This window comes from Segatella copri (genome assembly GCF_019249655.2).
GTDB lineage: Bacteria > Bacteroidota > Bacteroidia > Bacteroidales > Bacteroidaceae > Prevotella.
In genome coordinates, this window is sequence record NZ_CP137557.1 from 2664667 (window position 1) to 2686642 (window position 21976).

General features: G+C 45.2%; 21 protein-coding genes and 2 pseudogenes. 11 read left to right on the forward strand and 12 right to left on the reverse strand.

What is annotated here, in order from left to right; genetic code table 11:
* Positions 1–65: 65 nt before the first annotated feature.
* Positions 66–374, reverse strand: a complete 309-nt coding sequence (locus KUA49_RS10915) for a helix-turn-helix domain-containing protein (RefSeq protein ID WP_318331608.1) — start codon at positions 372–374, stop codon at positions 66–68.
* 82 nt (positions 375–456) lie between these two features.
* Positions 457–768, reverse strand: a complete 312-nt coding sequence (locus KUA49_RS10920; RefSeq protein ID WP_008656559.1) for a helix-turn-helix domain-containing protein — start codon at positions 766–768, stop codon at positions 457–459.
* Between the two features lie 397 nt (positions 769–1165).
* Between KUA49_RS10920 and KUA49_RS10925 the strand changes: the two genes are divergently transcribed.
* The 7 genes and pseudogenes from KUA49_RS10925 to KUA49_RS10955 all read left to right on the forward strand — a co-directional run bounded on the left by KUA49_RS10925 (position 1166) and on the right by KUA49_RS10955 (position 6993).
* Entirely contained in the window at positions 1166–1648 is a 483-nt protein-coding gene (locus tag KUA49_RS10925; protein ID WP_118171119.1) for a DUF3408 domain-containing protein, read from the forward strand.
* Between the two features lie 184 nt (positions 1649–1832).
* Complete coding sequence (locus tag KUA49_RS10930; RefSeq protein ID WP_218413659.1) at positions 1833–2246, forward strand: plasmid mobilization protein; 414 nt, start codon at positions 1833–1835, stop codon at positions 2244–2246.
* Positions 2243–3193, forward strand: a complete 951-nt coding sequence (locus KUA49_RS10935; RefSeq protein ID WP_218413143.1) for a relaxase/mobilization nuclease domain-containing protein — start codon at positions 2243–2245, stop codon at positions 3191–3193. The genes KUA49_RS10930 and KUA49_RS10935 overlap by 4 nt, the downstream gene beginning before the upstream one ends.
* A 32-nt stretch (positions 3194–3225) precedes the next feature.
* Positions 3226–3974: pseudogene (locus tag KUA49_RS10940) on the forward strand (hypothetical protein).
* Between the two features lie 98 nt (positions 3975–4072).
* A pseudogene (locus tag KUA49_RS10945) lies at positions 4073–4482 on the forward strand (transposase); the annotation flags it as partial.
* A 319-nt stretch (positions 4483–4801) separates the two neighbouring features.
* The gene (locus tag KUA49_RS10950; protein ID WP_218413141.1) at positions 4802–5197 is read left to right on the forward strand and encodes a hypothetical protein; all 396 of its coding nucleotides are present in this window, start codon (positions 4802–4804) and stop codon (positions 5195–5197) included.
* 80 nt (positions 5198–5277) lie between these two features.
* Positions 5278–6993: a hypothetical protein gene (locus KUA49_RS10955; RefSeq protein ID WP_256624885.1), complete on the forward strand. Its 1716-nt coding sequence runs from the start codon at positions 5278–5280 to the stop codon at positions 6991–6993.
* Between the two features lie 290 nt (positions 6994–7283).
* Here the strand turns inward: KUA49_RS10955 and KUA49_RS10960 are convergent, their stop codons facing one another.
* Together KUA49_RS10960 and KUA49_RS10965 are read right to left on the reverse strand one after the other, a co-directional pair.
* Positions 7284–7790, reverse strand: a complete 507-nt coding sequence (locus tag KUA49_RS10960) for a hypothetical protein (RefSeq protein ID WP_153073255.1) — start codon at positions 7788–7790, stop codon at positions 7284–7286.
* Between the two features lie 3 nt (positions 7791–7793).
* Positions 7794–8993, reverse strand: coding sequence for a hypothetical protein (locus KUA49_RS10965; RefSeq protein WP_119227042.1), 1200 nt, complete (start codon positions 8991–8993; stop codon positions 7794–7796).
* A gap of 636 nt (positions 8994–9629) precedes the next feature.
* Between KUA49_RS10965 and KUA49_RS10970 the strand changes: the two genes are divergently transcribed.
* Together KUA49_RS10970 and KUA49_RS10975 are read left to right on the forward strand one after the other, a co-directional pair.
* Positions 9630–10256: an HU family DNA-binding protein gene (locus KUA49_RS10970; RefSeq protein ID WP_218413139.1), complete on the forward strand. Its 627-nt coding sequence runs from the start codon at positions 9630–9632 to the stop codon at positions 10254–10256.
* A 130-nt stretch (positions 10257–10386) separates the two neighbouring features.
* Positions 10387–10482: a smalltalk protein gene (locus tag KUA49_RS10975; protein WP_203038913.1), complete on the forward strand. Its 96-nt coding sequence runs from the start codon at positions 10387–10389 to the stop codon at positions 10480–10482.
* A gap of 142 nt (positions 10483–10624) precedes the next feature.
* On the opposite strand, the gene nqrF is transcribed toward KUA49_RS10975, so the two are convergent.
* From nqrF to KUA49_RS11005, 6 genes are all read right to left on the reverse strand, one after another.
* A complete protein-coding gene (gene nqrF / locus KUA49_RS10980) occupies positions 10625–11899 on the reverse strand; it encodes an NADH:ubiquinone reductase (Na(+)-transporting) subunit F (protein ID WP_089542481.1) in 1275 nt (424 codons plus the stop codon).
* 18 nt (positions 11900–11917) lie between these two features.
* Positions 11918–12541: an NADH:ubiquinone reductase (Na(+)-transporting) subunit E gene (gene nqrE / locus KUA49_RS10985; protein ID WP_006848996.1), complete on the reverse strand. Its 624-nt coding sequence runs from the start codon at positions 12539–12541 to the stop codon at positions 11918–11920.
* 1 nt (position 12542) lies between these two features.
* Positions 12543–13169, reverse strand: coding sequence for an NADH:ubiquinone reductase (Na(+)-transporting) subunit D (locus tag KUA49_RS10990; protein ID WP_089542479.1), 627 nt, complete (start codon positions 13167–13169; stop codon positions 12543–12545).
* 12 nt (positions 13170–13181) lie between these two features.
* On the reverse strand, positions 13182–13784 hold the full coding sequence (locus KUA49_RS10995; RefSeq protein ID WP_089542478.1) for an FMN-binding protein: 603 nt from the start codon (positions 13782–13784) through the stop codon (positions 13182–13184).
* An 18-nt stretch (positions 13785–13802) separates the two neighbouring features.
* Complete coding sequence (locus tag KUA49_RS11000; protein ID WP_218413138.1) at positions 13803–14960, reverse strand: NADH:ubiquinone reductase (Na(+)-transporting) subunit B; 1158 nt, start codon at positions 14958–14960, stop codon at positions 13803–13805.
* Between the two features lie 82 nt (positions 14961–15042).
* Positions 15043–16398 (reverse strand): Na(+)-translocating NADH-quinone reductase subunit A, encoded by a 1356-nt coding sequence (locus KUA49_RS11005; protein WP_218413137.1) that lies wholly within the window; start codon positions 16396–16398, stop codon positions 15043–15045.
* A 692-nt stretch (positions 16399–17090) separates the two neighbouring features.
* Between KUA49_RS11005 and KUA49_RS11010 the strand changes: the two genes are divergently transcribed.
* A complete protein-coding gene (locus tag KUA49_RS11010; protein WP_218413136.1) occupies positions 17091–17633 on the forward strand; it encodes a hypothetical protein in 543 nt (180 codons plus the stop codon).
* A gap of 131 nt (positions 17634–17764) precedes the next feature.
* Positions 17765–19453 (forward strand): SulP family inorganic anion transporter, encoded by a 1689-nt coding sequence (locus KUA49_RS11015; RefSeq protein ID WP_218413135.1) that lies wholly within the window; start codon positions 17765–17767, stop codon positions 19451–19453.
* A 193-nt stretch (positions 19454–19646) separates the two neighbouring features.
* Here the strand turns inward: KUA49_RS11015 and KUA49_RS11020 are convergent, their stop codons facing one another.
* A complete protein-coding gene (locus KUA49_RS11020; protein ID WP_218413134.1) occupies positions 19647–20384 on the reverse strand; it encodes an amino acid ABC transporter ATP-binding protein in 738 nt (245 codons plus the stop codon).
* Between the two features lie 66 nt (positions 20385–20450).
* Positions 20451–21944, reverse strand: coding sequence for an ABC transporter substrate-binding protein/permease (locus tag KUA49_RS11025; RefSeq protein ID WP_412178578.1), 1494 nt, complete (start codon positions 21942–21944; stop codon positions 20451–20453).
* Positions 21945–21976: the final 32 nt, after the last annotated feature.

The following is a 21976-nucleotide window of genomic DNA, read 5'->3' on the forward strand; positions in this document are numbered from 1 at the left end:
AGCCACACTCGGTAAGTTATACGTTGTCGCCTTGTTCATTTCACACACTCATCAAGGACATTCTCCTACACACCTTTCATTCTGTACGCCTCACGATAGTTAGCCATCAGAATCTTCTGAATGTCGGACTCGCGGTAGAGTATCTTTCCGCCAAGCTGGATATACGGGATGACACCGTTGTTTCGGTAGTCCTGCAGGGTTCTTCGGCTCAGTTGCAGCCTGGCACAAAGATCCTTGTCCGTCATGAAGCGCTCACCGTCAAGCATGGGGCGGTAGTTCATCACGGCACGTTCAAAATTGTCAACCATTCGGTTGAGGTGGTTCACGATGTGGTTCATCCACTCGCTGTTTCTTGTCATTACTTCATTGCTCATAGTTGTCTCGTTTTATTGTTGATACTTACGTTACTCGGTTTACTTGCTGCATTGGATAAAGTGGCTGTTGTATATTGACAGCCTAACCTGTGCGCTTGCGAAAACGCATGTCCTTTTTCTTGTCCTCCACTACTGCTACGATAGCCATCACGTCCTCCGGCTTGTAGTAGGTCTTGTGGCTGATTTGCGTATAAGCCAAAGTTCCGTTGTCCCGAAGCGTCTGCACTGTCCGTGGGCAGATGTTGAGCGTCTGACACACGTCCTGCGTGTCGAGCCACTTGTTCATGGTCTTGTCCTCACTGCGCTCACGGATTCTGTCCATGCGCTTCACGAAGTTCTCCAACTGGGCATCAAGATAGTTGAATGCCTCTTCCTCGAATACGATGAATCCCATACTTTTCTTTTTTCTAAGTTAATACTATGTTATATGTCGCAAAGCTCCACGCATATGCTGTGCTCCACGCTTGTGAGTGCAAAGATAAGGCACGGCAATCTAAAAACAAGCGTTTTCAATTTCTGTGGCAGTATGTTGCCGGGGTTTGCCGACATCAACGCCAAAAGCAACAAGAAAAACTTGCACGACTGCAACGGATACATGAACAATGATGAGTTGAGAAATACGTTGAAGTTCTCACAACTATCTCGGTATGCAAATAAGCAAGCCACAACTAAATTGCCACGTTATACCCAATCAGTTGCATGGCTGCACTCAGTACACTTACTTTGCTCCCGACAATCGGTCAATGGTGCATACCGTGACCACTATACTAACAAATAAAACAGCATAAGCTATGGCAAGAACAAAAGATGTAGTCTTGGCTCCTGGGCAAAAGGAGCTGATGGAAAAAGAGTATTTGGATTTTGTTAAACCATCTACGTATGGCAACAAAGCCAACCCAAGTAGTTGTAATTCTCTCTATGATGATGTAGAGAACCCAGAGTTGAGAGCAATTGTAGAGAAAGTTGCTGCAACAACTCCCTATAGAGAGGAAACATCAACGAACGAGGCTCAATCGCCACCGAATCCGCAGAAGCGCATCAGTGGCAAGCAGCGCAAGGCGACATTGGAGGAGTATCAGCAGACCTTCCTCCAAGTTCCAAGGATTGACGACCGCAAGCCAGTCTTCGTCAGTTCCGATGTACGAGACCGTCTTGATCGTGTCGTCCGCATCCTCGGAGGGAGACGCATGAGCGTATCGGGCATCATCGAGAACATCGTGCGCCACCACCTAAGCCTTTATGAAGAGGACTTCGAGGCTTGGCGCAAATTGTGAGAATTAAGGTCTGCGACCTTGGACGTGGATAGCTGAAAGGCAGTAGTTCCAACTAACGTGTTCTGAGAGGGAGCGAGGTTATGTTTTGGGAACCCCAAAACGCCTCGCTCCACCATGAGGGCGGAGGAATTTTGCTCCCGACGGTCGCAGAAAGTGAGTGTACCAACTGTAAACAGTATATCGAATGACAAGCATACAGGAACAGGACAGGAGAAAGGGCGGAAGACCGCCCGCAGGCAGGGTTCGCAAATTGTCGAAGTCTGTCACGGTGAAGTTCTCGAAGCCAAGCTACGAGGCATTGAGACTGAGGGTGAGAAAAGCCAACCGCAAGTTGGCGGAGTACATCCGTGAGTCCGCCTTGAACGGCGAGGTGGTGAGCGGACACAATGCAGAGACGGTAGCCATCGCCAAGAACCTCATCGGTATGGCGAACAACCTCAACCAACTTACCAAGCTGTCGCATCAGAGAGGTTTCCATGAAACCCATGTATATGTGGTGGACTTGTTGAGAAGATTGAAAGCAATCCTTGGAGAGTATCGCCAAGCAAGTTATAAACCGAAGCCAAGCAGTATGGGCAGAAAGGAGGATACCACATGATAGGCAAGCTAAAGAAGGGCAGCTCATTTGGTGGTTGCATCCGCTATGTTACAGGCAAGGACGAGGCGAAAATCATCGCCTCGGATGGTGTGTTACTCGGCACGAATGCCGAGATAACGCAAAGTTTCGAGTTACAGAGGCAGCTAAATCCAAGGATTAAGAAGCCTGTGGGACACATTGCATTGAGCTTCAAACCCGAGGACAAGCCACGTTTGACGGATGAGTTTATGACTAAGATTGCCCTTGAATATATGCAGATGATGTGCATCACCGATACTCAATTCATCATCGTAAGGCATCACAACACGGACAATCCACATTGTCATATCGTGTATAACCGCATCAACAATGAGAGCAAACTCTTATCAGACAGGAATGATTACAGGCGTAATGAGCAGGTGACCAAGGCTCTAAAATCCAAGTATGGACTGACCTACGGAACGGACAAGAGCAATACTAATACTCGCAAGTTACGCAATGCTGAGCGTGCCAAATACGAGATTCACAATGCCGTCAAGGATGCCTTAAAAGGCGCTGATAGTTGGCAGAAGTTCAAGAATGAACTTGCAAAGCGAGGTGTTCTCTTGGAGTTTGTCTATAAGGACAAGGAGCGAACCAAGGTTCAAGGCATCCGTTTCTGTAAGGACGGATATAGTTTCAAGGGTACGCAGATTAGCCGAGGCTATAGCTTTGGCAAGCTGAATGCGAGATTTGAGGGAACGGAGAACCTTTTATCAGCAAGAGCCAGCTCTGCTCAGCAATATAAGCAGGGCTGTCGCAAGAATGAGCAGGTGCCATCCATATCGGAGAGCAGTCAAGACCCTTGGGACGGTATTTCTTCCATCGGCTTGTTCGCTCCGTCCAATGCCCAAACTTATGAGCCATTCCCAGAGGATGAATCCGCCAAGAAGAAAAATAAGAAACGCAGAAAGGGTTTCAGTCTTTGATGTAAGTTACAAACTTAAAATTAGAATTGAACATGAAAGAAGAAATGTTGGAAGCCATCTACGGCACAGTTGAGAGATTGGAGCAGAAAGTCGATGAACTTTCTGCCTCACCAAAGAATACAGAGGTAGGAAGTACTCCTGTTCCTGTAAGTGTTGATACGAGCATACTTGAAAAAGCCATACTTGCTATGGCTGCAAAAGAAGGGGAAGCTATTGACAAATTGGCAAGATTAAGAGAGGCAATTTGCATCTTTACCGACCTTACCAAGAAAGAAGCAAGCAACGGCGAACAGCGAAGCAAAGTCTTGTTTGACACAGTTAAGCAGTTGAAGCAAGAGCAAGATGCTACTTCACAAGTAGTACACGAAAAGCTACATGCTATGGTCAACACGCTTCAGAAGAAGATTGTTATCCACCGCTTTGAACCTACCTCCAAGTATGTTCTTCTTTTCATCGGTAGCTTGGTTCTATCTCTCGTTATTTCCATTTGGGGCAACCTCACCCAATGGCGAGAGCACCAAGATTGGGAGGAAGCAGACTTGAAGTATCGAGCATTGCGAATGGTACTGCCATCTGATGACCCGAATATTCGCTACATAGAAAAACACTTTTCAGTACAACGTGATGATGATACTATTAATAATGTTAGAAATCGTGTCGCTGTTTATGAGGATTCTATCCGCCGACATTATGAAATGATTGAAATGGCTGCTTACAAGGATAGCCTTGAAAACAATTAAACAAAGAAGCTAACGACATAAAAGAAAGGCTTAAAAAGTAAAAGAGCCTATGCCTATTTTCTTCATTCTTACAATGTAATAGATTCTTAATGTTGATGCAATGATACTGTAACTAAAAAGCCGTACTTTGCAGCCGAAGTATCCTGAATCATTCAGACTCATTCGATACTACGATGAAGAAGATGATCGTGAGTTTACTTTTCTGACGAATGCAAAGCATCTTTCTGCGTTGGATGTCGCGAATCTATATAAAAAAGATGGTTGGTCGAGCTGTTTTTCAAATGGCTAAAGCAGCATCTTAAGATAAAGAGCTTCTGGGGTACAACGGAGAATGCTGTACGCATACAGATTAGTGTTGCCATTATCACTTATTGTCTCGTGGCTATTGTTCACCATGATATGCAATTGAAACGCTCAACATATGAAGTTTTGCAGATTCTAAGCATTTCATTGATGGACAAAACCCACCTAAGAGATCTATTTGATAAGACTATTTTCAACGATGTCAAAGAACTCGATTATTCCCTCTTTAAGGGACTAATGTCTTAAATTATATAGTAAGGGGTAGACATATATATATAATATGCATACCTCTTATTATATGGTTTTGTATATGTTTGTTATACAAAATACGAATTTGTAAGTACAAACCGTTTATTATGTTGGTTATATTTCACTTTGTTAAAAATAACGCTTTATATGTATCAAATTAACACATTACATTGATTAACAAAAATATTTTGATTGACACATTTTGATGAAATAGTTTTTTTTATTACTTTTGCAAATGTAAACTTACATGACTTGGCTTTAATAGACCTCGACCAAGCTGTGCTATTATTGTAGAGGTTGCATAAGGAGTAAAAAAATGAAGAAGTTTTTCATGGGCATGATTGCCGTTATTGTGTGTGGTACTGCATTTGCAGGAAACTTAAATGATATTAAGGCTTCAGCAGTATCAGATGATGATCTTAGCACATCTACACCAGACAAGATTGTATCTACTTTCTATGGTTCAAAGGCTTCAACTAACGCAAACAATCCTTGCAAGGGAGCAACTATCAGAAAGTGCGGAACCATAGAGTCAAGTTTGGTGTCATTTGAAGACCAAACTTTGGTGATGCAGCAGGTAAAGGATGCTGATGGTAACACATTATTTACAAACAATTTCTTTGCTCCATCTTCCGTGTCAGAAACAAAGGCAAATATTAAGCTTGAAACAATGAAATTGGGTGGAACGTTCAAGGCAAATGTGGCAGAATGAAAATAAGGCATATTTTAGCACTCCTTTTCTTTATGTTTTGCACGACCATATTTGCACAGGGGCGTGATTATATAAATGAAATGGAGCAGAACGACTTGCAAATCAGACAGAAGCCTAACACTGAAGGGCTTCTGTCTGATTATTTGCATTCAGCAAACATTAAGGAAGATACAATTTTTGCAATTCTTTATAGTCCTGCTGAATGTTTTAGATGTGAAGCTGCAATTCCTGCATTTTATGATAAACTGAAACTCAATAATCCGAACAACAAGTTATTACTAATAACTGCATATGGGGATTCTAAAACAGCAAGTTGGTATAATTCTAAAAACAACTATAAGGCTGATTATTACATTTATGATACGAAATCAGTTTATAGCAACATCTTCAGTTTCAACTCTGAAGGAATGTACGGATTGTATATACTCAAATTAGTTCCAAAAGAAGGCGTGTTCGTCACAGGTGGACAATATACGGTCTTAGGGGCAGAGTTTGTGAAGCAGTTGGTACTTTGTAAAAAGAGAATTGCTCCTCACATGTATGAATTGGATAAGAAAGACTCATATAAAGAGGTGGCAGACCAGATTGCGATGATAAATGTTCCTATGCCAAAATGGAAACAAACGGACATCGAGGTCAACACGAAAGATGGAGTAGAAATATCATCAATATATGATATTCCCAAAATAGAGAATGGACACCTTTTTTTTAACGACATGCTGAACAATGGTATAATGCTGTTTAATAAAGAAAATGGTTTGTTTAAATTCAAGCGACTCTTCCAAGCAGACGAAGCGGAGAAAAAGAAATTTGTTTCCGTGCCAGATAAGGATTTCAGAAACTTAGTAAAACAAGGACAAGTCTTTTACATAGCATTGTCTGCAAATATGTTGGACTCTTCTCATATCGGAATTTCCTATTCCCTGCCAAAGATTCTTCGAAAAAAAGTAGGCAACGAATGGAACTTTTGCTTTTACAATGCCCCTGCTGTCTTGATACGAGACATCAACAATTATACGTCAGGCAAGATGATTTCACCAGATTTCGATTTGGAACATTCCAAGTATTTCTATCTTCACTTTGTGTTCGACTTGTTCAATAACAAATTATGGACAGGAAGCGAAAAGTTGACATGGCCTATGGATGGATTTGAGAAAGAGGATATTGTAGGACAGAAAGATTTAGACCCTTTTAATGGCAGCTTTTATAAGACCTTCAATCCAATAATAGCTTCTTTTCGTATCAATGACGGAAAGTGTGATGGACATTACGGCAAATTAGAGCGTATTCAAGAAAATAGCAGAACAGGCTATTATTATCTTAATAATGTATTCGCACATGAAGGAAAATCTTTCTTGTATGGAAATGGTTACACAGGAAAACTGTATGTGACAGATAGCCTTCATCTTGACAAATATAAGGTTTACATGGTGTTTGACACAGATACAGTTCCTATGATTGCACCAGACTCCACAAAATTTTATACGCATGAATATGGAAATCTGTATAGTTCTTACTTCACAAAGTGCATCACAACAGTAAAGATGGACAAGAGGAACATCTATTGTCTTGTAAAGCATGGCATGCCAAGGACAGACAACTTCCAAAAAGACAGATATTCCTTTGTCATCGTAAATAGGAAAAACGGAAAGACTAAGGAATATCCACTTCCGTCTGTCGCTCCTGCTGAATACAAATGTTTGGGGTATGGAATAAATGCACAGGATAAGCATTTCAACCCATTCATGTTTATCAAGAAAGATGGTAAGTACATCATTAGAATGTTGGACATTTAAGCTCCATTATAATGTGGACAATACAAATTTTATCAATAAAACCGTATCTTGCCCCAACCAGGTATTGATGCGGCTTTTTTCATTCTGTTTACAGGATTATGACATATAATCGTACCATTATAAATAGCATGTCGAATGCCAAGCATACAGATAGGATCTACTTATCAATGAAAATAGCATAATATAATTCATGAACAATTGAGAGATTGTAGCAGAATGTCAATGAATTTTTAGCCTCAAAAAATGAGGGTACGTCATGGAGTTATGACACACCCTCATAATTATAATTTTTAGTCGTATTTCACGATTATCACCCCATCATGTTTACTCCATACTGCATTAAAAGGCGTTGCAAAATCGCAATCAATTTTCCCCATAAATTCATTGTTGCTATACACATCTAATCTGATTCTGTTCTTTCGATTTTCTGAATAAGTAAAGCTAATTTCTGAATTTCTAATTTTTTCTATGCAAAGACTGTATCTTATAGTCTTAGCGCTCTTTGGATTGATTTTTATAAATTTATTCTTTGCTTTTGTCAAATATGTCCATCTATTGTTTATATATGTAAGTAAACCATAAACCTTGCCAATACTAATCTGCTTTTTACCATAATTTTCAATTGTAATTGTTACAAATGAAGGTTTTTTATCATGGACAATTGCACTGATTTTTAAAGAATCATTCAAGTATGTTTTACTTTCATTTTTAATATTATATTCTTCTTTTGAGGAAACAGAAGTAGTCCCCAATATTAGTAAAATGAAGACGAAACAACCCAATGTCAATCTATTCATAATTTAATATCTTGTTAAGCCGAAGGTCTGATTTATTAAATAAGCCTTAATACACGCTCCATAAGTGATACCATTGTATGTGATACTCCCTAAATTAATCCCAACAGTATATCTCGTATTTGTCGCTTTTGTCAAGGCATAAACAATACCACCGCTATCACCACTATTTGAAGTATATTTTGCCAATATAACATCCTTGTAAATAGTTTTTTGTGCTGAGTTAGGAACGTCATAGCTTGCATTAAATATAGTTCCTGAACTTCTTTTAGAGACCATTCCAACCATATTTATCCAAGAGCCTTTTGGAGGTTGAGCCAAAGCTATAGAAAGTGTATCTTTTTGCAAATCTTTCATGAATTTGATTTTATTAGTTGGAGCATGTTTTTTTGATGTTATTGAACAAAATGCAGCGTCAACATAATACTCTTCCTTTGAATATAAACACTTGCCAATTTCTACGTTGGCTGAATCTTTTAAAATATCATTAACTTTTATAAAGTGACCTGCTGTGACAATGCCTATATTGCCATTTTTATCTTTAGCTCTATACCCTATAGATGCATTGTGTGTTTTGCCATCACGAATTGTCTTGATTTCACCAGCACAATCAATTCCGTCATTAAGAATGATTTTTCCGCAATTTACAAATTTGATTTTATTGCTATCGCAGATTTTTTTCTTGAATTCTTGGATTGTAGATGAATTTTTATGAAGCAACCCCACTTCTACTATATTTTCTTTTTCAGATATGCCATATATTGTCACATTTTGATATAGAAAGTTATTGCCTTCAAGTGCTTTTTGCCGAATATCCTCAACCACTTGCTGCAACTCTTTATAAGAGTATTGGCAACTTTCATAAATAGTTGAACGAGATAATGCTGCTCTAGTTTTTAGAACAGATACACCTTCTCCCTTTTTTACTAAGACTACAAGATTTCCATCATCATTTATATAGCATCCACCATAATAAGCAGGGATTTCAGCTGTGGACATACTTCTTGTTGGCGAACTATTTAATGATTTCATAAGTTCAAGATAATCTGCATAAGCATTCTCTTGAAGAGAGACCTCCTGTCCGTTTTGAACTTGTTGCGCTTCAACAGAAGCGTTCTTGTCTTGCTCTAAATCATTGTTGCAAGAATAGAATGTCAATAATCCTACTAAGCAAGCTAACATTTTTAAATACACTTTTGCTTTCATAATTAAAACGTTTTAAGTTGGAACTTATTTATACAGTAAATATCTTAAAATATTACTTAATACTCAAGTTACATATTAATTTCATGTAAGCTACTAGCAAAGTTAGTATTTTATTTTTGGAATCTATTATTTTGATAGAAGAAAAATCACTATCGAACAACTTTTTAACAATTAAACATGTTTTAGTTACATATGGAGAAGCATAATCTTGCGAGATTTTCACCAAAAGCTCTACCTTGACTAACTTTTCTCAAAAAGTTTTAATTTTGATATTTTCTTTATTATAAATCATGGAAAATTTAGAAAAATATCGTATCTTTGCCCCCGAATTGAGGTGTTCTTTGCATATTGCAAAATACAGAAACGAGCAGAAGTCCGCTCGTTTCCATATTGTTACCTATATAATATAGGCAAACGCCCAACTTCTTGATTTTCAATCAAAGTCCAATTTAGAGCGAGTTAGGATTTTTAACGAAATTCGGAATCAGAGGCTGCAGAAAATCGGCCCTTATCGCCACCCGAAATTTGGCGGTATCAGAAAAAAGCCGTACCTTTGCAACGTCATTCAGAAGAAAGGCTGCTGATGACAACGAGAATATGAACACTAAGTATTAATCATTAATCACTAGAAAGCTTATGGGACAAGGAAACATTAAGTATCGCAAAGTAAAGCGCACCCCTCAGACGGGTGAGAACGCTGGTAAGGAACTCTGGTATGCCACCGTGGTTACCGACAGAGAGATGAACTTCGAGGAGTTCGTGGATCACATTTCATCCCACAACTCGCCTTACAGCCGCGGCACCGTGCACGGCGTGATGATGGATATGCTCGACTGCCTGAAGGAGCTTATCCTCGACGGCAAGAGCGTGCGTCTGGGCGACCTGGGCCTCTTCTCCATCGGCATGAGTTCGCGTGGTGAGGTGAGCAGAGACAAGGTTACTTCGGCTAGCGTGGAGGGCATCCATCTGTTGGTGAAAAATACCAAGAACTGGAGTAACAGCGAGCTGAAGAAGCTCTGCAAGATTACTGCCTACGACGCCCGTGGCGGCGAAGAGACCGATGGAGGCGGAACCTCAGGTGGTGGAACCAACGGAGGCGGAACCAACGGCGGTGGCAACACCAGCCAGGGTGGCGGCGGAACCTCTGGCGGAACGGGCAGTGAAGGCTCGGGCGGCAACACCAGCCAAGGTGGCGGAACCGACCAGGGTTCAACTGGCGGTGGCGACAAGGGCGACGGCGATTCTGCTGACGTAACCATCTAGAGCAAGCCCCTTCGGGGGCTACTCTTTCATCCTATCACATCTCGAAAAAAAATTAACCACCAATCATTAATCACTAATCATCAATCATTAATCACTAATCATCAATCATTAATCACTAAAACGACTGCCTATGAAGAAGGAAAACTGGAAGACATTAATTCAGATTTTAATCTCGATTCTTACTGCCGTAGCCACTTCGCTCGGCGTTACGAGCTGCATGAGTTAAACGATTGAGCTGCAAGAGTTAAACAAAAAGCGATGCCTGCAAATTCATGCAAGCATCGCTTTTATTTTTATAATCTCTTTCCGGAAAGTCTCTTTCAGAAAATTCTCCTTCCGGAAAATCTTCCGGAAGGAAAGGATATCTTTTATCCGAAATTATCGTACATGATACTCTCAGGATCAACTCCCAGAGAATCCAGATAATCTGTAACAGTCTTGATCAGCATTGGAGGTCCGCAGAGATAGTACTCGCAATCCTCTGGTGCCTCGTGATCCTTCAAGTAGGTGTCACGGATGCAGTTAACTGCAAAACCCTCGTAGTACTTCACGCCCTGAGCATCTGCCACTGGGTCCTTGCGGTCCAATGAAAGATGGAAGTGGAAGTTAGGGAATTCCTTCTCAAGCTCCCAGAAGTCCTCAAGGAAGAAGGCCTCACCCAATGCACGCGCTCCGTAGAAGAAGTGAAGCTCACGATCTGTAGTGTGCAAAGTCTTGGTCATGTGCATGATCTGAGCACGCAATGGAGCCATACCGGCACCACCACCAATCCAGATCATCTCCTTGCCCGAGGTGAAGTTAGGATGGAAGTCGCCGTAAGGACCACTCATCATTACCTTGTCGCCTGGCTTCAATGAGAAGATGTAAGAAGAAGCGATACCTGTTGGTACGTTCTGGAAACCTACCTGCGGACGTGGCAAGAATGGAGTTGTGGCGATACGTACGGTCAGGGTGATGATGTCACCCTCGTCAGGATAGTTGGCCATAGAGTAAGCACGAACGGTAGGCTCTGGATTGTGAGCCTTGAGAGAGAAGATGTTGAACTTCTTCCATGCTCCGATGTACTCCTCGCCAATGAGATCCTTGTCGAAGTCCTTGTCGTAATCGATGCAGTCGTATGCAGGAATCTTGATCTGAGCGTAAGAACCAGGAACGAAGTCCATGTGTTCGCCTGGAGGCAGAGCCACCTTGAACTCCTTGATAAATGATGAAACGTTCTTGTTGGAGATAACCTCGCACTCCCACTCTTTCACGCCCATCACACTCTCAGGCACCTTGATCTTCAAGTCGCCCTTCACCTTGCACTGGCATCCCAGACGCCAGTGGTCCTTAATCTGCTTGCGGGTGAAGTGAGGCTTCTCGGAATCGAGAATCTCGCCGCCGCCCTCGAGCACCTGAACCTTACACTGGCCACAGCTTGCCTTACCGCCGCAGGCAGAAGGCAGGAAGATGCCGTTCTCATTCAGCGTAGTCATCAAACTGCTGCCCTGAGGCACGTTGATGGTCTTGTCGCCATTGATTTCGATATTTACATTTCCGCTAGGGCTCAGATACTTCTTAGCCACGAGCAGGATGATAACCAGCAGGAGAATCACCACGAGGAAAACTCCGATACTAGCCAATATAAATGATGTATTACCCATATCTATAGTCCTCCTATTTTAGATTTTCAAGCCTGAGAAGCAAAGCATAGCCATTGCCATGAGGCCTACTGTGATAAATGTGATGCCGAGTCCCTGCAATGGCTTTGGCACGTCGCAATACTGCATCTTCTCGCGGATGGCTCCCATCAGAACGATGGCGAGTGTCCAACCCAGTCCGGAACCTACGGCATAAACGATGCTATCCCATACTGAGGTGATGGCCTGAGTATTGGTAGGCTCCATCAGGATGCGCTGCTGCATGAAGAGCGATGCACCCATGATGGCACAGTTTACGGCAATCAATGGCAGGAAGATACCCAGCGCTGCATAGAGCGATGGTGAGAACTTCTCTACAATCATCTCTACCAGCTGCACGATACCGGCGATGACGGCGATGAAGAGGATGAAGCTCAGGTAAGTGAGGTCAACACCCAGAATGCCGTCGGCGCTGAGCACCTTGGTCTGCAACAGGTAATCTACAGGCACGGTGATGAGCAACACGAAGGTTACTGCCAAGCCCAAGCCCAAAGAGGTCTTCACGTTCTTGGATACTGCCAAGTATGAGCACATACCCAGGAAGTAGGCGAAGATCATGTTATCGACGAAAATCGAACGGAAAAACAAACTTATTGCGTGCTCCATCTTACTTCTCCTCCTTATAAATATAGGCACGATGTACCCAGATTACACATCCAACGAGAATCAATGCCATGGCTGGCATGGTCATCATACCGTTGTTAACATATCCAAAGTCGTAAGCTCCCTCTGGAATCAGCTGGAAACCGAGCAAAGAGCCGCGGCCCAGGAACTCACGAACAGCACCCACAATCACGAGGATGAGGGCGTAACCCAAACCATTACCTACACCATCGAGGAATGAAGGCCAAGGCTTGTTCATCATGGCAAACGCCTCCAAGCGACCCATCAGGATACAGTTGGTGATGATCAGACCCACATACACTGAGAGCTGCACGCTCACGTCGTAGGCGAAAGCCTTCAGCACCTGGCTCACGATGGTAACCAGGGCAGCCACTACCACCAGCTGGACGATGATACGGATGCGCTGAGGGATGGTGTTGCGGATGATGGAAATAATCACGTTAGAGAATGCCGTGATGATAGTAACGGCAAGTCCCATCACAATGGCTGGCTTCAACTGGGAAGTAACAGCCAGGGCACTACAGATACCAAGCACCTGAACGAGGACAGGGTTGTCGCCGTTCAGTGGCTTGATGAATGCCTCCTTATTTTGTTTACTAAATAATGCCATAATATCGCTTAATTATTTAATGAATTTAGCAAGACCTTCCTTGAGCATGGCATCCACACCGTCGGATGTCAATGTAGCACCGGTAACGGCATCCACATTGTTAGGGTCGCCGGCAGGAGCGTCTTTCTCAACGCCCAGAGCGATGCCCTCTACTCCATCCTTGTGAATCTTCTTGCCCTGGAATTTCTGCTGCCACTTCAGGTTGTCCTTGATTTCAGCACCGAGTCCGGCTGTCTCGCCTTCGTGGTTGAAATATACGCCATAGATGGTGTTGTTGTCGGCATCCACGGCGATGAAGCCTGAAATGCCGCCCCAGAGACCCATACCCTTTACAGAGTAAACAGTCTTCTTCTGACCATCAATCTCGCACTCGTAATACTTCATGCCATCCTTCTCCTTCTCGTCCTTCACCACCTCTTTATATTTGGCAGCCGCAGTAGCGTTGTCAAGGTCGCGCAGGTTCAGGGAGTTCAGAATCTGCTTCTGAGTATCAAGTGCCACGTTGGCATCCTGTGTTGCCTTCAGCGAAGAAGACACGAATGCGAGCAGGAATGCCACGATTACCACGATGATAACCGAATAGATAATAGTATAGCTATTTGAATTTGTCTTCATATCTACATTCCTCCTACATTATTTAATAGCACGTTTAGCACGGCGAGAGATGTTGCCCTGAACTACACAGTAGTCGATGAGTGGAGCAAACATGTTGCCGAAGAAGATAGCGAGCATCATACCCTCTGGATAACCTGGGTTCATCACGCGTACGATAACGGCGATGGCACCGATGAAGAATCCGTAGAAGTACTTACCCTTCTCTGTACGGGCAGAGGTTACAGGGTCGGTAGCCATGAATACGGCACCGAAGCAGAAACCGCCGAGAACGATGTGCTCATACCAAGCGATAGGAGTCATACCGAGAGCCTGGAAGATAAGCGCCATCACGATGCCGCCTGCGAATACGCTGCCCATGGTCTTCCAAGATGCGATGCCTGTCCAGAGAAGGATGATGGCACCGATGGCGATGGCGATGACTGAAGTCTCACCGATACAGCCAGGAATGAAACCGATGATAGAGTCGCAGAGACTAGCTGAAGGCATGCTGCCCTGAGCCAGCTGACCGAGAGGAGTAGCAGCTGTGAAGCCATCAGGCAGGGTGTTACCCAGACCGAAGATAGCGTCCTTAGCCACCCAAACCTTATCACCACTCATAGCCAATGGATATGAGAAGAAGAGGAACATACGGGCACCTACAGCCACATTGAAGATGTTCATACCCGTGCCACCGAAGATTTCCTTGCAGAAGATAACTGCGAAGGCGCACGCCAGGGCGAGCATCCACAATGGTGTAGAGATAGGAATGATCAATGGGATGATGATACCGCTGACGAGGTAACCCTCCTGGATTTCCTCGTGTTTCCACTGAGCCCAGGCAAACTCGATGCCGAGACCCACGATGTAGCTAACCAGCAACTTAGGAAGGACAGCCAGGAATCCGAAGCCGAAGACCTCGATGAAGCTGGCAGCATCCAGTGTGCCTGCAGCCTTGAAATTCTGGTATCCCACATTATACATACCGAAGAGCAAAGTAGGAATCAGGGCGATTACCACAAAGCTCATGATGCGCTTCGAGTCGATGGAATCGTGGATGCTGGCTCCGCTCTTCGCTGTCGTATTTGGCACGTACAGGAAGCTCTCAAAACCGTCAAACACGCTCTCGAAGGCATGCAGCTTACCTCCCTCTTGGAAGTTAGGCTTTATCTTATTGAGATAATTTCTTAATGCACTCATTATTATAATAATTAATAGTTAAGAGTTTATAGGGGTTTAGCAGCATTGCTATCAACTATAAACTATCAACTGTAAACTAAAACTAAGCGTTCTCCTTGCGCAGGATGTTCAGGCCCTGGCGTACTATCTTCTGCAATTCGAGCTTAGAGCTATCCACGAACTCAGCCACCGCAAAGTCCTCAGGACTAATCTCGTAGATACCGAGCTGCTCCTGCTTGTCGATATCGCCTGCGATGATGGCCTTGATGAGATACTCACCGAAGATGTCCATAGGGAGAACCTGGTCGTACTCGCCGCTCATGATCATGTGGCGCTCGCCACCCTTGATGCGGGCATCGAGATTGTACTCCTTGTTCTTGCCGAAGAGCCATGAGAGATAGGAACGGGAGGTAGAGAACTGGTTGGTACGTGGAAGAATCCAGCCCAGCATCTCGTCGCAGTCGTCACCCTCTGGGATGGCAGTGATTTCTGAGGTGTGTCCACCTACGTAATCTGCCAGGGTGGTCTTTACGCCTGTAAGAGGATTGCCATTGATAAGGCGAACGTGAGCTGTGGTCTTCAACTGTGCTTCAACGAAAGCAGCCAACGGAGTACCTACCAGCACGTTAGCATAACCTGCCTTCTTCATCTCGCTACCAGCGATAGCCACCTTCTTGTGGAGATCCACCTTACCTGTGAGGAAGAGGCGACCGAAGAAGATAACCGAAGCTGGGTCAACAGTCCAAACCACCTCACCCTTGTTCACTGGGTCGATGTGGTTCACCTGAACGCCTACGTTTCCGGCAGGACATGGTCCATCAAAAACATTGAGTTCTACGTTCTTAGCCTCGCCGAGAGCATTTGAGTGCTGATCTACGCCGACGCCAAGATAAGTTTTCGCAATTTTGCTCAAGGCTGTCAAACCTGTCTGGAAAGCCTGCTCATTTCCCTCGAGTTCCACCTCGAAGTCAGCAGCAAGCGGCATGTCGCGGAGGGCAGAAACGAAGATAGCCTTAGGAGTTGTATCCGGAGTAGTGGATACAGCATAAGGCAGCTGGTTGATGTAACCGAACAAGCCTGCCTCGAGCAGGGCCTGCTTAACGGCTGCGCCATCCAATGACTCAACGTTTTTCTTACCAAAATCCGTAGAGGTCTGCTCAGCGTCTGCCTTCACCTTGATGCAGAGCACCTTGCGTCGCTCACCACGCTCAATGGCGGTAACTTGACCGCTCACTGGCGAAGCGAACTTCACCTCTGGGCAAGCCTTGTTGACAAACAAGGCGTCTCCGGCGTTGACATGGTCGCCTTCGCGCACCACCACCTTAGGTGTAACTCCCTCGAAGGCTGCAGGCACGAGTGCGTACTCGGCTGCCTGTACCACAGGGATGGCTACATCCTTGGAAGCTTTACCCGTAAGGTTAATGTCCAAGCCTTTACGTAACTTAATTACATTTGCCATAACTACATTAAAAATATTATTTTTTAAAAACTGATTTTCTTACTTATTCTGTTATTTATTCCGTTTCTCCGAAATTTCAGAAGTTATTTTTGCTATTCATACATTCTATGCTGCTGCAAAATTAACAAAAAAAAATAAAATAAAGAAGAAAACGAGAGATTTATTTGTTTTGGGAATCGAAAAATCGGGTATTTTGATAGTGTTGTAACATCTTATACTATCAAATTGACTACTACACTTGACAATTCTATCATAATATAATGAAAGATTCTGTTGCATCTTGCGAATTTTCTATCCTAAAAAAGATTAATTCATATCCGTCTCTCCCCATTTTTTAGTACCTTTGCATCTTATCAGGGCATAAGGCCCATCTGGTTTCAACAGAATAAACAACTGAAGTTTCGCAAGTAGCATTCTACCGTCCCCGAAGGGGGCGAATGTGAATAACCGCGGGTGGAATGACCGAAGGGAATGGAACCTGCGGATAGTGACAGATACTCTCTTACCGTCCCCGAAGGGGGCGAACAGGAGCAAGGCTGGATGTGGTTCGCCCCCCTTGGGGACGCTTTCTCCCTACTATTGGTTGTCCGCAGGTTCCATGACCTTCGGTCATTCCACCAGCGGTTATTGAAAGTTGGCCCCCTTCGGGGACCGAAGGTTACTTGCGAAACTTGAATAAACAAGATAAGATAATGGAAAATAAAAGCAAAAAGATTGAAGAGATTTTCAAGCAGGATCTTCACATGTATCTTGCAGGTAAGAACCGGGTAGACGAGCAGTTGCCGGATGCTCCGGACATCGAGGAGCAGTGGGCAAAGATTGGCGAGGCCTATCTGCCTGATGCCATGAGGGAATTCACCAAATACCCTACCGTGGCACTGGGTTGGATCATGTTCGTGGGCATGGCCGTGGCAAAGTATTGGGACGAGGACTGGGAGCTATATAGTAAGGTAGATAATCTCTACACCTACCTGCGCGACCGCATCGACTTCGACCACATGGACGACCACATTCTCGACAACGTTCTCCTGCTCGATGAGAACGAACACAAGGCTACATCGGCACTCGTGGCAGAATGCGCGGCACGCACCTATACCCTGCTCATCCACCAGGGTTTCGAGCCAGGCACCGAGGCAGCCTTCCGCGGCTTCATCGCTGCCCTCCACCAGATGTATCTGATGGGTGCCGCCATCCAGCTGAAGGCACTGGGCTACCACATGACGCAGCTGCAGTAAGCTCTTTGTGGCTCAAAACATTAAGAAAGTTTAAAAAAGATTTTGTTATATGAAATAATAGTTGTACCTTTGCACTCGATTTTCGGATAACGAAGCAAAATCACATTAATTTATATAACAAAACTTTTTAAATGAAGGCAATAGCAATTAAGTCGAGTTTGTTTTCTTGCTTGAAGAACTACAACAAGAAAACATTCATGTCTGACCTCATGGCAGGTATCATCGTTGGTATCGTAGCCCTGCCTCTGGCCATCGCATTCGGTATCGCTTCTGGCGTGACACCCGAGAAGGGTATCATCACCGCCATCGTAGCAGGTCTCATCATCTCCATCTTCGGCGGAAGCAAGGTGCAGATCGGCGGACCTACAGGAGCATTCATCGTCATCATCTATGGCATCATCCAGAAATATGGATTCGAGGGATTGACCATCGCTACCCTGATGGCAGGTCTCTTCCTGGTGCTCTTCGGACTGCTCCGCTTAGGTACCATCATCAAGTACATCCCTTACCCTATCGTGGTGGGCTTTACCAGCGGTATCGCCGTAACCATCTTCACCACGCAGATTAAGGATCTCTTTGGTTTGACATTGGCTTCTAACCCTTCTGACTTCCTTGAGAAATGGGGTGTCTACTTCCAGAGTTTCGACACCATCGACCCTTGGTGCGCCCTCATCGGCGTGGTAAGCGTGGTGGTCATCGCCATCACTCCTAAGTTCAGCAAGAAGATTCCGGGTTCGCTCATCGCCATCATCCTGATGACCGTTGTGGCACTGCTGCTCAAGCAGTTTGCTGGAGTTGAGAGCATCGAGACCATCGGCGACCGCTTCTCTATCAGCAACGAGTTGCCTGCGGCTCAGGTTCCAGAAATGAACTGGGAGACTATCAAGAGCCTCGTGTCTCCAGCCATCACCATCGCCATCCTCGGAGCCATCGAGAGCTTGCTCTCTGCTACCGTAGCCGACGGTGTAATCAGCGACCATCACGATTCCAACACCGAGCTGATAGCCCAGGGTCTGGCCAACATCGCCTCTCCTCTCTTTGGCGGTATCCCTGCCACTGGTGCCATCGCCCGTACCATGACCAATATCAACAATGGCGGCAAGACTCCTGTAGCGGGCATCATCCACGCCGTGGTATTGCTGCTCATCTTCCTCTTTCTCATGCCTCTTGCCAAGTACATCCCGATGGCTTGTCTGGCGGGTGTTTTGGTAGTGGTTTCTTACGGCATGAGCGGCTGGCGAAGTTTCCTGGCACTGATGAAGAATCCTAAGAGCGACGTTACCGTGCTCCTGATTACCTTCTTCCTCACCATCATCTTCGACCTGACTGTTGCCATCGAGGTGGGATTGATTATCGCCTGCCTGCTCTTCATGAAGCGAATGAGCGAAACCACTGATGTTACGGCAGTTACCGAGGATGAGATTGACTTGAACAAGGAGTATGACTTCCTTTCTACCAACCTGGAACACTATACGATTCCGAAGGGTGTGGAGGTTTACGAGATCAACGGTCCGTTCTTCTTCGGAGCGGGTAATAAGTTTGAGGAGGTGATGGCTGCGTTCGGCGACCGTCCTGAGGTTCGTGTGATTCGCATGCGCAAGGTTCCGTTTGTTGATTCCACGGGTATTCACAACCTCACGAATCTCTGCGAGATGAGTCAGAAGGAGGACATCCAGGTGGTTCTCTCTGGTGTTTGCGAGAAGGTAAACGCTCAGTTGGAGAAGGCCGGTTTCTACAATATGCTCGGCAAGGAGAACATCACGGATCATATCAGCAAGGCGCTGAAGCGTGCTGAGGAGATTATCGAAAATAAGAAGTAATTGATTACGATTACAATTACAGTTGAAAAATCATCATGATAAGAAGTAATTGATAACAATAACAATAACAGTTGAAAAATCCGATGGATATCTATCAAAAAGATATGCATCGGATTTTTATTTTATAGTCATAACATAAATAGTCATAACATAAATAGCCATACTATAAATTGTTAACTATAAACTATTAACTCTACAAAACTTTCCCCAGGAATTCCTGGAGTCTAGGCGATTTCGGGTGATTGAACACTTCATCCGGCGTGCCATCTTCCGTGATATAGCCATCACTGAAGAAGAGAACACGATTCGCCACTTCACGGGCAAAGCCCATTTCGTGCGTCACCACCACCATGGTCATGCCTTCGGCAGCCACATCCTTCATCAGCTGCAACACCTCGCCCACCATCTCGGGGTCGAGCGCAGACGTAGGCTCATCAAAGAGCAACACCTCTGGATTCATCGCCAGGGCACGGGCAATGGCTACACGCTGTTTCTGTCCGCCCGAAAGACTGTCGGGATAGCTATCTGCCTTATCCAGCAAGCCGATGCGGGTAAGGAGTTCTGTAGCCTTCTCATCGGCTTCTTCCCTTGTCATCTTGCCCAGTTCCACCGGAGCCAGCATGATGTTGCGGCGGATGGTCATGTTGGGAAAGAGGTTAAACTGCTGGAACACCATGCCTACGCGCTGGCGCATCTTGTTGATATCTACATCCCAGGCGGTGATATCCACGCCATCGATGTAGATTTTGCCATGGGTTGGCTGCTCCAGCAGGTTGATGGAGCGCAGGAAGGTGCTCTTGCCACAACCCGATGGGCCAATGATGGCTACCACCTCGCCTTGATGGAAGGAGGTGGTAATGCCCTTGAGAACCTCGTTGTCGCCGAAGCGCTTACGAAGTCCCTCTATCTTGATTATCTCGTTTTTATCCATATCATATAAAGCTTTTGCCCTTTCAGGGCGTGCTGCGAAAAAACTTGCAAATTGTCTTTCAGGGCACTATTTCCTTTCACTCTTTCTTAATCGCTTTTCCAGCTTCCTTACCCCGGCATTCAAGCCAAGCACCAGGAAGAGATAGACCAGTGCTACTACGCCCAATGGCATCATAGCCTCGTAGGTGATGCTTCGGATGATGTCCGAGCCCTTGGTTAAATCCACCAGTCCGATGTAGCCGCTGATAGACGTTTCCTTGAGCAGGGTGATAAGCTCGTTGCCCATTGCCGGAAGCACATTCTTGAAGGCTTGCGGCAGAATAATGAGACGCATCGTCTTGCCATAAGAGAGACCGAGACTCCTGCCCGCCTCCATCTGTCCGTTATCCACCGACATGATGCCCGAACGGATTACCTCGGCAATATATGCCGCTGAGTTCAAGCCGAAGGCAATGACGGCAACGAAAATCTTGTTGACATCTGCCGACGCAAACACCACGTAATAGATGATGAGCAACTGCACCATGGTTGGCGTGCCTCGCATGATGGTAAGGTACAACTGGCAGATGATGTTAGGAATCTTCCAGTCGCCCTTGCGCTCGTGGCGGGCACGGACGATGGCTATCAGCGTTCCGAGAATCACGGAAAGGATGATGGCGAAGAAGGTGATGATGAGGGTATTGCCCAAGCCCTGGAGCATATACTGATAGCGGTTATCATCGATAAAGCATGACTTGAACTTATCAACGAATCCACGCTGTGCATCAGCTACTTTCACATCACCCGAGTTCACCATGATTACCTGACGCACATCGGCATAGGAATCTGTGAATCCGATATTCTTCTCTCGTTCCGGAGTAACCGTGATACCAGCGATTCCGGCATCTGCCTTGCCCGCCTGCACCGAGGTGATGATGGCATCAAATTCCATATCGAGAATCTCCACATCCACACCCAGCACATCGCCGATGGCATTCGCCACATCCACATCGATACCCACAATCTTACCATTCTGGTAATACTCGAAAGGTTCGAAGGTGGCATTGGTGGCGAAGCGAAGACTCTTCTTCAAACCCAGCTTCTGCAAGGCTTCCGGTCCCATCTTCTTCGCACCAGAAGGGTGCTGGGTATCAGAAGATGAGTTCAGCTTATCAGCAGATGTCTTCGGCGTATATGCCACGGCAATGCCCCGTTCCAGATGTCGGTTTACGATGGAATCGATGACGCCATTCGCTTTCAGGATGCGGATGGCATGGTTGATAGACTGCTTCAACTCGCCATGATCCTTCGCCACGCAGATGGCGAAAGAGGAGGCATCGAAGGTTTCGGGCAGGATTTGGAGCGATGGGTTCACCCGCTGGAATGCCTTGGCAGGCGCTTCATCGGTCACCATGCAATCTATCTTACCCTGAAGGAGTGCCTGGATGGCATCGGCTCCCTTGTTGTATCGTTCTACCTTGGTGCCATCTCCTTTCTTTTCCAACTCTGTGGCAAGGCCGTCGCTGGTGGTACCCAACTGTACGCCGATTACGGCGCCCTGCAAATCCGCCTTCGTCTTCATCTGCTTCTTCGCATCGGAAGAATCCGAACCGC